The following is a 13,933-nucleotide window of genomic DNA, read 5'->3' on the forward strand; positions in this document are numbered from 1 at the left end:
CTACGAACTCACTTACGTTCGCAAGGACGGCAGCCGCTTCCCCGCCATCGTCTCCGTCACCGCCCTGCGCGACGCGCGGGAAACCATCATCGGCTACCTACTCATCGGCACCGACAATACCGCCGGCAAGCTCGCCGAGGAGGAGCTGTTGAAGGCGGGTGCCCTGCAGGAGGCGAACATCCAGCTCGAGCATGCCAGCCGGATGAAGTCCGAGTTCCTGGCCACGATGTCGCACGAGCTTCGCACTCCGTTGAACGCCATCATCGGCTTTTCCGAGGCGCTCAAAGACGGCCTGATCGGTGACGTGAGCGACACCCAGGCAGAGTACATCGGTGACATCTTCACGAGCGGACAGCACCTGCTCTCGCTGATCAATGACATCTTGGACCTGTCGAAGGTCGAGGCCGGGATGATGGCGCTCGAACTGGAGCCGGTCGACGTGAAGAGTCTGTTGTTGGGCAGCCTGTCGATCGTCAGGGAGAAGGCCGCGGCGCAGCGTATCCAGCTGGAGATCGATTCGCCTGCCGGCCTCGGCGCCCCGCGGCTCGACCTGCGCAAGACCAAGCAAATCGTTTACAATCTTCTTGCGAATGCCGTCAAGTTCAGCGCACCCGGCGGCCGGGTGGTCGTGCGGGCGCGACATGTCTCGCGCGGCACGGTCGGAACGCTCCCCGGGGCCTGGCCGGTGCACGCGTTTCCGCTCGCCGACAACGGGCATGACGAATTCCTGGAGATCAGCGTCGAGGATAGCGGCATCGGTATTTCCGAACGGGACATGGCGAGGCTCTTCCGGGCCTTCAGCCAGATCGACAGCGGCCTCGCGCGCAAGTTCGAGGGCACCGGCCTGGGCCTGGCCATGGTGAAACAGCTGGCGGAACTGCACGGGGGAACCGTTGCCGTGGCCAGCGCGGAGGGCGAAGGCGCTCGGTTTGCCGCCTGGTTGCCCCTCGCCGGGCAGGATCAGCCGGTCGTCGCTGGTCCGCGCCCCGCCGAGGCTCCCGCCGTGAGACCGGAGGCGTCGGCGGGCTCGGACGCACGCATTGCCCTCGTGGTCGCGGACGATGACCAGTCAGCGGATCTGGTCCGCTTGCTCCTGGAGGCCGAGGACTTCACCGTTGTGATCGCTGCCGACTTCGAGGCTGCGCTCGAGCTGGCCATGAAGCACGCGTTGAGCCTGATCATCCTGGAGGTTCAGCTGCCCGGTGGCGATGGGTGGGACTTCCTCGTGCGGATACGCGGCATCAGCACCCTGGCGACCGTGCCCGTTGTCGTCGTGGCTGGTCTCGACGACAACATAATGGCTCTGGCCCGTGGAGCCTCGGCAGTCCTTCAGAGGCCCGTGAGCCGCGCCGGATTGAGGGCCTCCCTGACCCGCCTTGGACTGCATTCCGTCCCTGAGTGCAACCACGCGGTTCTCATCGTCGACGACGATCCCCAGGCCATCGAGGGGCCGCCATGCCCCTGATCCTGATCGTCGAGGACAATCACGCGAACATGAAACTTGCCACCCTCCTGCTTGAGCGTGCCGGACACACGGTTCTGTCGGCCGCGGACGCTGAATCCGGGCTGACGCTGGCGCGCGCGAAACGGCCTGACCTGATCCTGATGGACGTGCAGTTGCCTGGGATGGACGGGCTGGCGGCGACCGCCCTGCTCAAACGCGATTCGACCACCGAATCAATCCCCGTCATTGCGTTGACCGCGATGGCGATGCAGGCGGACCGGGAGAAGTCGCGTCTGGCCGGGTGCGACGCGTACATCACAAAGCCGTTGCGGTACAAGGAACTGTACGAAGCGATCGATTTTCTCCTGGCACCGGACCATGTCGAAGCCTCCAGGCATTCGCCGCCTCGGAATCTCCCTTGGCGGGCCTCCACCGCGGGCGCGGCGGTCATCGCGCCGGGCGCAAGCGAGAAGCCGCACGCGGGCCCTTGGGAGCCCGGGCGAGCCGTGGACGTGAGGATCCTCGAAAGCCTCGTCGGCGACGACCCGGGCGTCATCCGCGAGTTGCTGGGTGACTTTCGCACGAGCGCGACAGCGATCGCCCAGGAATTGGCCGCCGCGTGCGCGAACGGGGAACCCGGGCGAGCCGGGGAGCAGGCTCACAAGCTCAAGTCCTCCGCCCGTGCCGTCGGCGCCCTGGCCCTGGGCGAAATCTGCGAAGCCATTGAGGCAGCCGGTCGGGCCCACAACAACGACGCGCTGGCGACGCTGTTGCTGCTCTTCGAGCAAGAACTCGGCACAGTGAACGTCTTTCTTGATTCCCGGCAGCCCGGCCAAAGCGGCCCAAGCGGCCCAAGGAATACAGCACCACGAAGTCCGCAACAAGAACCTCTCACACAGAGCCCGGCGCAGGAACCACGCAGGAAGAAACTCGTACACAGTGAACAAGAGAACCGACGTTAACATGACCAGAACCACGATTCTCGTTCTGACCCTGGATGATGATTCCTTCATGCTCAAACTGCTCGCCCGGATGCTGGCGAAACTGGGGTTCACCGAAGTGACGGCCTGCGATAACGGCGCGGAAGCGCTGGAACGTGTCGCTGCCCCGCTGCCGCCGGATCTGATCCTGCTCGACCTGAACATGCCGGGAATGGACGGAATCGAGTTCGTTCGCAAGCTGGTCGACCACGGCTACACCGGCAGCGTCATCCTGGTCAGCGGCGAGGACGAACGCGTGCTGAAGTCGACGATGCACCTGATCCAGGCCCACCGGATCACGGTTCTTGGCCATTTGAGCAAACCCGTCTCGCTGGACAGGCTGGCCGCGATGACCGACCGGTGGAGACCGGCCGAGGCGCCTCACGCGGCGAAGAAGACCTACGGCGCGGCCGAACTGGGCGCCGCCATCGCCAACGGTGAACTGACCAACTACTACCAGCCCAAGGTCAACGTCGCCTCCGGAGACGTTGTCGGGGTCGAGACACTCGTGCGGTGGCGGCATCCGGTGGACGGGCTGGTCTTCCCCGACCAGTTCATCGGGACCGCCGAGGAAGACGGCCTCATCGACGAGCTGACGCGGGTCGTGCTGACCGGCGCCCTGGACCAGGCGAGGGGCTGGCGCAGGGCCGGGCTGCATCTTCAAGTCGCGGTCAACCTCTCGATGGACAGTTTCTCGTCGGTCGCCTTCGCGGATTTCGTGGCCGGGGCGGCGGCGGCGGCGGACGTGGCGCCGCAGGACATCGTCCTGGAGGTGACGGAGAGCCGACTGTTGCTGGACCAGCGCGCGCCGTTGGAGATCCTGACCCGCTTGAGGATGAAACGGTTCCGGCTCTCGATCGATGATTTCGGAACTGGGCACTCCTCGCTGAGCCAACTCCGCGACTTCCCGTTCGACGAGCTCAAGATCGACCGTAGTTTCGTGCACGGCGCCTCGCGCGACACGACCTCACGCGCGATGTACGCGGCCAGCCTGAGCCTTGGTAAGCAGCTCGGCATGGAAGTCGTAGCCGAAGGGGTGGAGGATCGCGACGACTGGGACCTGGTCCGCAACACGAAATGCGACCTGGCTCAGGGCTATTTCATCGCTCGGCCGATGCCGGCCCCAGATCTCGTCGGCTGGATTCCCACCTGGCAGGAGCGAGCGCGCGAATTCACCGACGAAATCCCCTGAGCCACGACGCGTATCGGCCGCTGATGGCGCCCCGGCAAACCTCACCAAGCTAGTGTCCTGCGCCTGTAGTTGGTTGTAGAAGCCGTTTGAGGGATTCGAGGATCTGTTCTGCGGGCTTGGTCCAGATGAATGGCTTGGGGGTCTCGTTCCATTCCTTTACCCAATTGCGAATATCTGCCTCGAGCACTTGAACACTGCGGTGGTCAGACCTGCGTCGTGCACTTGTTGCGGGCCAGTTTCCGCTACGCCGCAAGGCAGGATTTGGACAAGATCGCGAAAATCCTGAAGCCGGTCTATACCGCCGCGACAGTGGACGCGGCTGAGGAACGGTTCCTCGAGTTCGTCGAGGCGTGGGGGAAGAAGTACCTTGCGATCGTGCGGATGTGGGAAGCGAGCTGGGCGGAGTTCGTGCCGTTCCTGCAGTTCGATGCTGAGATCCGCCGGGTCGTCTGCACGACGAACGCGATCGAGTCCGTCAACGCGAGGATCCGCAAAGCCGTCCGCGCTCGGGGCCATTTCCCCAACGAGTTGACCGCGTTGAAATGCGTTTACCTGGCCGTGATGAGTCTGGACCCCACCGGCCAAGGACGAGCCCGCTGGACTCACCGATGGAAGGCTGTCAAGGGCCATGAAGATTCCGATGTAAGGTTACCCATCAACGTGTGGGGTTGCTTCTTCAGTTTTCGTAAACCTGCGAGATCCGAGTCACTTGCCACTGCTCGAAGGGAACTGGGTGTCTTCGGAGACGACGAACTTCAAGGGCCTGTTGGAGGTGGCCTCTGATGCGATGGTGGGGGTTGACCAGGATGGCATGATCCAGTTTGTCAATCGTCAGACGGAATCGCTGTTCGGCTATGACCGCGCCGATCTGGTGGGCCAGTCCATCGAGACGCTGATGCCGGAGTCCTTCCGGAAGGTCCACCCGGTGCATCGTGCGGGATTCGTCGCAGACCCGAAGAGTCGGCCTATGGAAGCCGGTCTGGGGCTGACCGGACGGCGTCGGGATGGCACCGAGTTCCCGGTGGACATCAGTTTGTCCTCAATCGACACCGAGGACGGCTTGTTGATGGTCGCGGCGGTGCGTGACGTGACCGAGCGCAGCAATGCAGACCAGGTTCTCCAGCGGCTGGCAGCAATCATTGAGAATTCCAACGATGCCATCACCAGCATGACGCTCGACGGCATCCTCACGAGTTGGAACCCGGCCGCCGAGAGGATGTTCGGCTACTGCAGTGAGGAGATCGTCGGCAAATCTATTGGCCTCCTGATTCCCGCGGATCGAACCGGCGATATGAACACCATTCTGGCCAGGGTCAGGCCCGGCCAGCTCATCGAGCGACTTGAGACCATCCGTGTCCGAAAGGATGGAACGGTGTTCCCGATCTCGCTGACGATCTCACCGATCCGCGACGCTGACGGCGCGATCGTCGGCGCATCCACGATCGCCCGTGACATGACCGAGGCGAGGAAGGCAGCCGAGGACGCGCGGAACCTGACCGCGGCGGAGCACCTGGTCCAGACTGTCATAGCGTCCACCTCTATCGGTATCGCCCTGGTCGACCTGGACGGCAGAATTCGGGTTGTCAACCGCTCGTTGTGCGATCTTCTTGGGTACGACGAGGCGTACTTCCTAGCGCACCGGCTCCCGGACTTTGTCCACCCCGACGACGCCGAAGAAGCTCTCCGGGAGCGCGGCCGGGTCCTCGCCGGATCGAGCCACAAAAGCGCCGAGAAGCTGCGTCTGGTGCGGGCCGACGGCGCCACGGTCTGGGTCCGTCGGGTGACGGTGCTGCTCCGTGACGTGGACGGCCGGGCAAACCTGGTCATGGTCCAGGTGGAGGACATCACCGCCGAGCACGAGACTCAGGAGGCTCTGACCTACCAAGCTTTCCACGACTCGCTGACCGGGTTGCACAACCGGGCCTGGATCCTGGACATCCTGGCGGTCGACCTGCGCGCTGCCAAGCGTCTGGGCCATTCGGTGGGGGCACTGTTCATCGATCTGGACCACTTCAAGGTCGTGAACGATTCCCTGGGCCACGCGGCCGGCGACGAGGTGCTGGCCACCGTCGCGAATCGGATCGTGGCGGCCCTGCGCCCGGGGGACCGGGTCGGACGCTTCGGTGGGGACGAGTTCGTCATCGTGGTCCAGGACGTCCAAGATGTCCTGGACGCCGAACGCTGCGCCGAACGGGTGTCCACCTCGATCGCCGCCGACCTGCAGGTGCAGGGCCACCGAATCGTGCCGACCACGTCCATCGGTATCGCCATCTCGACCCCGACCTCGACCTCAGAGAGCCTGCTACGCGATGCAGACTCCGCACTGTCCCGCGCCAAAGCCGCAGGGCGGGCCCGCTGGCGCTTCTTCGACGATGCGATGCTCGTCCAAGCCGTGGCCCGTCTCACCGTCGAAGATGAGCTGCGTGACGCGATCACCGCCGGAGAGTTCGTGGTGTACTACCAACCGATCGTCGCCCTGTCCGACGCCCACGTGGTCGGACACGAGGCACTCGTGCGCTGGGCGCACCCCACCCGCGGGCTGCTCAGCCCCGCGGACTTCCTCGACGTCGCCGAGGACACCAGGCTCATCACCGCCATCGGCGCCCAGGTCTTGGACAGTGTCTGCGCCATGCTCGCCGCCTGTCCGGACCTGCCCGGCCCGATCAGCGTCAACGTCTCGGCGGTCCAGCTGGCTGCCCCTGACTGGCTCGACAGCGTCAGGGACACTCTCACGGCCCACCGGGTCGACCCCGCCCGGATCGTGATCGAGGTCACCGAGACTGCCGTCTTGAACCTGGTGGACTCTGCCCGAGTCGCGCTGGAGTCGCTGCGTGGGCTCGGTGTCGGCATCTACCTCGACGACTTCGGCACCGGGCACTCCTCCATCTCGGTGTTGCGGGACCTGCCGGTGACCGGGGTCAAGCTCTACCCGCGATTCGTGCAGGACCTCACCAGCGGCGAGAGCCAGGCCGACGCCCTCGCCCAGGGCCTGAGCGGGCTGGTCAACGGTATGCACCTGACAGGCATCGCCGACGGAATCGAAACCGAATTGCAGGCCGACATCCTGCGCGCCCAGGGATGGGAATGCGGACAGGGCTGCTACTTCGGCAAACCGGCCGCCACACCTATGACCCACCATTGACCCCGATATGCCGATTGTCGGCCAGCGTTGAATGCGTGTGGGTTCCGTATTGCTCACATTGGAACCAGATTTCCTCGTCCAGGAGGGTCAGTGTTGCAGGGTCGAGCACGCTCAGGCCACCTTCGCATCCCGTTTCCTCGCATCGGGGGTAGAAGCTCACCTTTTTCCTTCTCCTTCATTGTGTATCTCGAGCACAAGGGCGACGTGCTCGAGCAGGATCCTCACTCCAAGCCCGCGGCGACCGCACCTGTGTAGCATCGGGACAGCACCGCCGTGTGGCAACCCGGACACACCCAGTAGGGGTGAGCAGTTGTCCCTGACGTTTCGCACCTGGCCGAACAGTTTGGGCAGTGGTTGCGCCGGATGTGACAATAACCTGCAGGTCGGCCGGCCTCCGTTAGCGTTGAGGGATGAGTTCCCTCGTTCCGACTGACTACGCTGCCACGCTTGAGAGCATTAAGCGGCTCGTGCATGAGGCGCGCTATATCGCCCAGCGCCGGGTGAACACCGAACTGCTCGGGCTGTACTGGCAGATTGGCTCGATGATCATCGAACGGCAGAAAGCTGCCCCATGGGGAAGCAAGGTTCTTGCCCAGCTTTCCGCGGATCTGCTTGCAGAGTTCCCGACGGCGAAGGGGTTCTCGCCGGCTAATCTCAGATACATGCGCCGGTTCGCCCAGGCGTGGCCAGACTACGATTCAATTTGTCAGCAGCCTGCTGACAAATTGCCTTGGGGCCACGTCATGCTCCTTATCGACAAGCTGGATACCTCAGAACTCCGCGACTGGTACGCGGCAGCCGCCGCACGGCACGGCTGGACTCGAGACGTTCTGCGGCACCAGATCGCGACCCGCCTGCATCTGCGGGAAGGTGCGGCCCCATCAAATTTCTTGCACGCTCTCGAGCGCAGCGATTCTGAGCTCGCTCAGCAGATCACCAAGGATCCATTCACGCTCGAGTTCCTCGCGATCGACGGTGACGCTGCCGAGCGGCAGCTGGAGGATCGGCTCGTCGAGCGCATCGTCCTCACGCTCCGTGAGCTCGGCCCCGGGTTTGCGTTCGTGGGCCGCCAGGTCCACTTCGACGTCGACGGCGATGACTTCTTCGCCGATTTGCTGTTCTTCCACGTCGAGCAGCTTCGGTATGTGGTGATCGAGTTGAAGACCACGAAATTCGATCCGCGTGATGCCGGCCAGCTCGGCTTCTATGTCGCTCTCGTGGAGGATCGGTTGCGGAAGCCGCAGCATCAGCCCACGGTCGGGATGCTGCTGGTCGCTGACAAGAACGAGTCCGTCGTCCGGTACGCACTCGCCGGCACTACCCAGCCGATCGCCGTCTCCCGCTACGATCTCTCGCCCGCCGAGCAGGCCGCGCTGCCCGCCGAGGACGCTCTGACCCGCGCGGTCGCCCTCGAGTTCGACGACAACGCCCCAGAGCCGGCATAACCCCTCAGCGAATCGGATTCAGGGGACCTTTTTGCGGTTTCCCGCACGCACACTCAACCGATGACCATTGCCGGCCCTTTACCGTCACGTCACGTCTACGACCCGACGGGGCGAAGCTGACCGGAAAGACGAAGCCTTGAACGTCCGCGGGGCGGGGGTTAGGTCGGCCGAGGGTCTGTTCTGGATAGAAGGCGGACTTCTGAGATTTCCGTCAGCTCAACCCACAGCGTTCGAGGGCCGGCGTCTTCCCGGATCGCGGGCACGGGCGCCAGGACATCCGCCGCAGCCAGGGCGTCCAGGGTGAGTCCGGTGAGGCCGGCAATGTCCACGATCGGCACCTGATAGCTCCGGTACGGACCAAGCGGCGGGGGAGTGCCAGCGATCAGAGCGTGAGCGCGGGCAGTATCAAGGTCAATGTCGGCCAGCTGGGGGCGTTGGTCCAGGACGAACCCGGCCGCGCGCAGCAGGGTGAAGCCGTCCACCGTTGTGGCCCACGCCGCGATCTTCCAGAAGGATTGCGGGACCCCGGCGCCGCGGTACACGGGATCATCAGTGGAGAGCACCGGCGCTGTGAAGACGCTGATGCGGTTCTTGTTCGTGCGTGCGTAGGTGAGGACATGGTCCTCGAGGCCGAGCCAGAGCGCTTTCGACTGGTTGAATTCCCCGGCTTGCGGAGCGGCATTTGGGTAGGCGAAGGTGTCGGCATTGGCTTGCCTGGCAGTGGTGGCGTCGCCCCATACCGGGTCTCGGCGCCGGACGAGATGTCCGCGGTCGAGGTCGTTGTTCGCGTAGACAGCCTCCCCGGTTTGTTCGGCGAGGGGGATGCGCGGGTCGAGGTGCCAGTCATCGCCTCGGTCAACGTCAACGAGCTGGTCACCGTCGATGTTGACGCCAGTCGCGATGGCCAGGCGCCGCACAGGCTCCAGGAGCACGGTGAAATGGGTGTAGGGCAGATCGCGAATGATGGTGCCCGCGGGAGGCGCCGGAAGCCGCAGCGGCAGCTCCAGGAAATCGGTGTCGTACCCAGCAGGAGAGAATGTTGCAGCGTCCATGCCGACAGCTAAGCAGTCGAAGCCGACATTCAGGCCACGGAAAAGGTGTCTCACAACTAACCAGGCACGGGCCGCCAACCTCGACGACTACTTATGACGAGACGTAGATCTGAGAATCGCCGACCAGCGGAATTCCGCGGCCCAGCCTCCCGCCGACGTGTCCGCGACGAGACGCCACTTATCTCTAGGGTTACGAGACAAGCAAACAGGCTTCGGAGTGCACGTATGCCAAGCTGACTACATCTTAGAAAGGGGACCCCGTGACCGAATCAGGGCTCGAACTGCTCGCTGGCGAAAAAGTTGACCTTGCGGCCACGTCGCAACTGGAAAAATCACCTATTGATCCCGAGAAACGTTACGTCGAAGGTGAGGTTCGGATCGTTACGGATCAGGCGAGATATCCATTGAGTGCGGTTCCAACTCTGCTGGCTAGCGGTGACTACAAACTCAATCCCGATTTTCAACGCCGGCATCGCTGGGATTCTGCCGCCAAGTCGAAGCTCATTGAGTCGTTCATCATGAACGTTCCTATTCCGCCGATCTTTCTCTATGAAGATGAATTTGGTCACTACGAAGTAATGGATGGCCTCCAGCGCCTGACGGCAATTTCGGAGTTCTACGGTGACGTCTTTGCCCTGATTGGCCTCAGCGAGTGGGAACAGCTCAACGGCTTCCGCTACTCAACGTTGCCGGAAAAGATCAGAAAAGGTATCGATAGGAGATACCTCTCGTCGATCATTCTTCTGCAGGAGACTGCGAAGACCCCAGAATTGGCCCAAGAACTTAAGCAACTCGTATTTGAGCGAATCAACAGCGGCGGCGTGCGGCTCACTCCGCAGGAGAGCCGCAACGCCCTGCGAGATGGTCCGATGAACCGCCGCTGCCGAATCCTCGCCAGGGAAGGAGCGCTTTGCCGGCTATGGGGAATTCCCGAGCCTTCAGACACTGAACTTGCCACGGGAGAACCTGCTCCTTCCGACAGCGTCTGGACCAACGAAGATTACCGCTCGATGGCCGATGCCGAATTGGTACTTCGGTTTTTCGCCTACCGCCAACTCCTCGACTTGCAAAAGAATCTTGCTTTGCGCGACTACCTCGACAGCTACCTTGACGCGGCAAATAAATTCTCCCCAGACCTCCTCGATGCCCTCACAGAACTCTTCAAGAAGACCATCAATTTTGCGGAAGATCTACTGGGTCAAGAGGCGTTCTACCTTTGGCGCGAGCGGAAGAACGGGACCTGGAACTGGAACCGCCGCTCAACCCTTGCTGCCTACGATCCCTGGATGATCGTTCTATCGCAGTTGCTGCCCAGAGCCCCAGAACTCCTGGCTCAGGCTGAAGACATTCGTGTGGGCTTGAAGAGCTACTACGAACACAATCTCGGCGAATGGGGTGGTCGGACTGCGGACGCGGCAGACATCACGCGCCGCATCAGCTCCTTAACAACGTTCCTGCACAGCTACCTGTCTCCTGCTGAATGATCGAAAAGGTCCTGGCTGATTTTGAGGAGCGCCTCGACGAACTAACTTCCGAGATCCACATGCAGGCCGCAGTCGCGGACATAAGGAAACTCGGGAAGTCGGGAGTCCTTGACAGAAGTCCAATTGCGGAAGAGACCCTTCGTCATCTCCTCTCACCTTCCTCAACGTCTCGCCGACGATCCCAATACGCGGGTGCGATCGTCGAGCTTTATGCGGCCTGGGAGACATTCGCGGAAGTACTCGTGAAGGCATTTGTAGTCGAGTGCGCGGCGAGTGGTACGTCTCTTGCCGTCAACGTCTGCAAAAGGCATTTAGCCAAGTCGATGGAAATTATCGCCCTGGTCCAGAAAGGTATTCCCCGGTACGCAGCTGAGGACTTGGCCCTTCTTCTCGAAAACGCCACGCGCGTCGAAAGAAGGGATTACTCGCAAATCAATGCGCTCGCCCTGGTGCACCACTCTGCGAACCTAAGAAGCTCAACCATGCTGGCAATGCTCAGCGACGTAGGCGCAGATCAAGCTTGGAGTCAGGCGCTCCGTGCTACTGACCTCCTGACAGCCCTGCGGGATTCAGGGCTCTCAGGTCCTCACGAAAACGCCGTTTTCTTTCTCGATGACCTTTGCACGCGGCGGAACGACATTGCGCATGGCGGCGAGATTAGCGAAACCTTCGATGAGACTTACCAGCTCGCCTACTTGAAAGCACTCCGCGCGCTGGGCAGAGCGCTAAGCGAGGCGCTCTTCGCCCATGCTTTCGATCCGGACTCCAATTTCTACCGTCGGGTCGGCTCCTATTCTGAGAGGTATCAGGGACAGATCGCGATCGTTGTCACGGAACCCGCAACACTCCTAGAGGAACGAGACGTCTGCATCGTCTTGTATAAAGACGGCTCGCGCGTCGCACGAACAGTCGTATCGATAGAACTGGACGACGAACGCCAGAAAAGCGTCCTCACCGTCGGCGAGGGCACGGAACTAGGCGTGAAATTCGACGCTCGCGTCGGCCAGAAGGCCGAAGTCTTTGTCCGGCGTGCTGCGTCAATATGAGTCTCATAACCTGAGGTGGGCGAGTTCAGGTGGTGAGAGCAACACCCTGAGTTCTGTGGGGTGTTGTCGATGGCTCGACCGTGGTCGCCTTTGAGCGTCCGTTTATCGTTTTGGGATGGGCTGGACGCGGGGCTATCGGTGGCCGTCGCGGCGCAGGCTGCTGGGGTGTCGCGACCGACTGGGTATCGTTGGTTAAGCCAGCATCAGAAGGTGCTGCCATCACCGGTTCAGGATTTCAGTGTTGCCCGTGCCGGACTCTTATCGTTGCGAGAGCGCGAAGAGATCGGATTCCAGCTCGCCCGCGGTCAAGGGGTGCGCCGCATCGCCGCGGCTCTGGGCCGGGCGCCATCAACGATCAGCCGGGAGGTGGCCAGAAACAAGGTCACTGGCCGCTACGTGCCGTCGCTCGCGCAGGAGCAAACCTGGGCGCGGGCTCGCCGGCCCAGAGCCCAGAAGCTGGACGGGTTAGCGTTACGGGAACAGGTCACCACGATGCTCACCGATCGGTTCAGCCCGGAACAAGTCGCGGGCCGACTGAAAGTCGAGCATCCGGAGAATCCGGAGATGCAGGTGTCACACGAGACGATCTACCAGGCCCTCTACGTGCAGGGCCGCGGATCGTTGCGCCTGGAAGTTGCCACCGCGTTGCGCTCAGGGCGCGTAACACGGCGGCCGCAGAGGCCGGAGGGTCCGCGGCCGCAGAGATTCCGGGAGATGGTGATGATCTCCGACCGCCCGCTGGAGATCGAGGACCGCGCCGTTCCTGGGCACTGGGAGGGCGACCTGATCATCGGCTCGACCTCGTCGAAGTCCGCGATCGGAACACTCGTCGAACGGACCACGGGATACGTGATGCTGCTGCATCTGCCCGGGGATCACACCGCTCGCACGGTGGCCGACGCGATGATCGTCGCGATGAACACTCTCCCGGAACAGCTGCGCCGTTCGACCACCTGGGATCAGGGAGCGGAGATGTCCCGACACCAGGAAATCACGATGGCGACCGGGATGCCGATCTATTTCTGCGATCCGCACTCGCCCTGGCAGCGTGGCAGCAACGAGAACACCAACGGGCTCCTGCGCGAGTACTTTCCGAAGGGTACCGACCTGTCCTTCCACGGGCCCGGGATACTGGAAAACGTTGCCGCGGAGCTCAACCGCCGGCCCCGCAAACGCCATGGCTACCGAACGCCCGCAGAAGTCCTCGCCACGCTAATCTCGAACCCAACAAATCAAACCGGTGTTGCAGACACCACTTGAATCCGCCGTGTCCCTAATCCCATGCGATGCAAGACACTGCAACGGGCAACTTTACTTGCGACAACGGTGAACGGCGGTCCGGCTTAGATCGCCCCAGGTACCCCGAAACAGCCGCAGTGGGTCTCGCTTAGATTGCCCTGGTGGGTCCGAATAACGCTGCCATAGTCAACGGTGATTCAGACTGCGCCTGAGTTATCTCGCGGCAAGGTGAGTACCTGATTGAAGGCTTCGGTCATAGTGCCGAGGGCAGGTTTGCCTACCATGCTGTCCGTCCCCCAGGCGGTGAAGCGATTATCACCAGCTATTTCGGGGGGCGCATCCCAGATGAGTGCACCAAACAAGTTGGTGAACGTGTCGATGAAGACATCAGCGGGTTCGGCTACCCGCGTGATTTCATGGGTGTTCTTGTGCCTGAAGAGAAGGATTGCGAGAGCTGTGCTGGCGGAAGGTTCGCTTTTCAGGATCTCCACGCCCCCTTTAAGTTCAACGAGCCGAAAGAACTGGTGCAGCATGTGGCCGAGTTCGTCGCGTTGGACATCGAAGCTGTCAGCTTCAGCTAGTCGCAAACGAGCGGCGTCGAACGGCCGGCAAATGGACTCTTCTCTCGTTTCCACGTCATCAGACTAAGCGTCGTTCACGGCAAAGTCAGCAAAGCTGAGAAAAGCTGCTGCTTCGCGATGGCGCACGTCGCTGCGAACCGTACGACGAGGCTCTCACAACTTCATCGATGACCGCACGAACTGTGCAGACAGGCAATGTTGCAGCTGTCTAATAACCTCGGTGCGGCGATGACGGCGCTCACTGAAATTCCCCAGTTCTGCTCACTGAAATTCCCCACTCCGGGTCGCTTCCGCACATAGAAGCGGGCCTTCCTCGATGCTGATGGTC

General features: G+C 62.3%; 11 protein-coding genes. 9 read left to right on the forward strand and 2 right to left on the reverse strand.

Annotation, left to right across the window (positions count from 1 at the left end):
* From E3T37_RS16815 to E3T37_RS09000, 6 genes are all read left to right on the forward strand, one after another.
* On the forward strand, positions 1-1,465 hold a 1,465-nt coding region (locus E3T37_RS16815), incomplete at its 5' end, for a PAS domain-containing hybrid sensor histidine kinase/response regulator (protein ID WP_166806085.1).
* Positions 1,456-2,406 carry a response regulator gene (locus tag E3T37_RS16820; RefSeq protein ID WP_166806086.1) on the forward strand — a complete coding sequence of 317 codons (951 nt, stop codon included), beginning with the start codon at positions 1,456-1,458 and terminating at the stop codon, positions 2,404-2,406. The genes E3T37_RS16815 and E3T37_RS16820, both read left to right, overlap by 10 nt.
* 1 nt (position 2,407) lies before the next feature.
* On the forward strand, positions 2,408-3,616 hold the full coding sequence (locus tag E3T37_RS08980) for an EAL domain-containing protein (protein ID WP_134366455.1): 1,209 nt from the start codon (positions 2,408-2,410) through the stop codon (positions 3,614-3,616).
* A 129-nt stretch (positions 3,617-3,745) separates the two neighbouring features.
* Positions 3,746-4,399 (forward strand): transposase, encoded by a 654-nt coding sequence (locus tag E3T37_RS17820; protein ID WP_370292382.1) that lies wholly within the window; start codon positions 3,746-3,748, stop codon positions 4,397-4,399.
* Positions 4,400-4,403: 4 nt separating this feature from the next.
* Entirely contained in the window at positions 4,404-6,758 is a 2,355-nt protein-coding gene (locus E3T37_RS08995) for a PAS domain S-box protein (RefSeq protein ID WP_241994556.1), read from the forward strand.
* 410 nt (positions 6,759-7,168) lie between these two features.
* Complete coding sequence (locus E3T37_RS09000) at positions 7,169-8,203, forward strand: YhcG family protein (RefSeq protein WP_134366457.1); 1,035 nt, start codon at positions 7,169-7,171, stop codon at positions 8,201-8,203.
* 158 nt (positions 8,204-8,361) lie between these two features.
* Here E3T37_RS09000 and E3T37_RS09005 read toward each other — a convergent pair whose 3' ends face one another.
* Positions 8,362-9,255, reverse strand: coding sequence for a DNA/RNA non-specific endonuclease (locus tag E3T37_RS09005; RefSeq protein ID WP_134366458.1), 894 nt, complete (start codon positions 9,253-9,255; stop codon positions 8,362-8,364).
* 260 nt (positions 9,256-9,515) lie between these two features.
* On the opposite strand from E3T37_RS09005, the gene E3T37_RS09010 reads away from it, so the two are divergent.
* From E3T37_RS09010 to E3T37_RS09020, 3 genes are all read left to right on the forward strand, one after another.
* Positions 9,516-10,739 (forward strand): DUF262 domain-containing protein, encoded by a 1,224-nt coding sequence (locus E3T37_RS09010; RefSeq protein ID WP_134366459.1) that lies wholly within the window; start codon positions 9,516-9,518, stop codon positions 10,737-10,739.
* The gene (locus E3T37_RS09015; protein ID WP_134366460.1) at positions 10,736-11,785 is read left to right on the forward strand and encodes an MAE_28990/MAE_18760 family HEPN-like nuclease; all 1,050 of its coding nucleotides are present in this window, start codon (positions 10,736-10,738) and stop codon (positions 11,783-11,785) included. The genes E3T37_RS09010 and E3T37_RS09015 overlap by 4 nt, the downstream gene beginning before the upstream one ends.
* Before the next feature lie 138 nt (positions 11,786-11,923).
* A complete protein-coding gene (locus tag E3T37_RS09020; protein ID WP_304992554.1) occupies positions 11,924-13,045 on the forward strand; it encodes an IS30 family transposase in 1,122 nt (373 codons plus the stop codon).
* A gap of 176 nt (positions 13,046-13,221) precedes the next feature.
* Here E3T37_RS09020 and E3T37_RS09025 read toward each other — a convergent pair whose 3' ends face one another.
* Entirely contained in the window at positions 13,222-13,659 is a 438-nt protein-coding gene (locus E3T37_RS09025; protein WP_134366461.1) for a hypothetical protein, read from the reverse strand.
* Between the last annotated feature and the right edge of the window lie 274 nt (positions 13,660-13,933).

The sequence above is a fragment of the Cryobacterium sp. TMT2-10 genome, from assembly GCF_004403075.1.
Classification (GTDB): domain Bacteria; phylum Actinomycetota; class Actinomycetes; order Actinomycetales; family Microbacteriaceae; genus Cryobacterium; species Cryobacterium shii.